This is a genomic window from Candidatus Aquicultor secundus (assembly GCF_002791875.1).
Taxonomy (GTDB): domain Bacteria; phylum Actinomycetota; class Aquicultoria; order Aquicultorales; family Aquicultoraceae; genus Aquicultor_A; species Aquicultor_A secundus.
The window spans coordinates 1-529 of the sequence record NZ_PFNG01000160.1 but is presented as its reverse complement, the minus strand read 5'-3'; the positions used below and the strand labels follow the sequence as shown (position 1 = coordinate 529).

The following is a 529-nucleotide window of genomic DNA, read 5'->3' as shown; positions in this document are numbered from 1 at the left end:
GCGACAGAATCTGGTATTCAGGGACCCCCGAATCCACCGATTTCCGTGAAGACCATTCAGGGTTCTGCCAAATTGTCAATATGGATGGCGACCATGTCTCTACCGAAGAAGTGAAAATTGGACAATGGAGTTTTATAGAAGAACTAATGGACCTGAATACCGCCGACGATGTGGAATCGCTCCAGAAAAAGCTGGAAGACATCCCGAACAGGGAACGGGCAGTTGTCAAACTGGACCTTAAAGGTTCGCTCACACTTTCTTTGCACGGGGTTTTTCAAAATCACATTCTTGCGGCCAAGGATGTTTTGGCGGGTTCCGTTATAAACGAAGACAACCTCCTCGTAATTCCCAATGATACGGACTTCACCAATCTTGGTTTTTCCGGCTTTGCCGATGCAACGGTAAAAAGGCTTCGGGATAAAATAGACCAGGGTGGGCCCGAAGGCTCCGTTGCCCGCGATGCATTCATGCTCCTTCTTCGTCTTTCCAGGGAGGCAGCATGAAACTCCTTCGTCTTAAGGTTACTAAT

At 48.2% G+C, this 529-nt stretch carries 1 pseudogene; it reads left to right on the top strand.

What is annotated here, in order from left to right:
* Positions 1–503: pseudogene (locus COY37_RS06655) on the top strand (hypothetical protein); the annotation flags it as partial.
* Between the last annotated feature and the right edge of the window lie 26 nt (positions 504–529).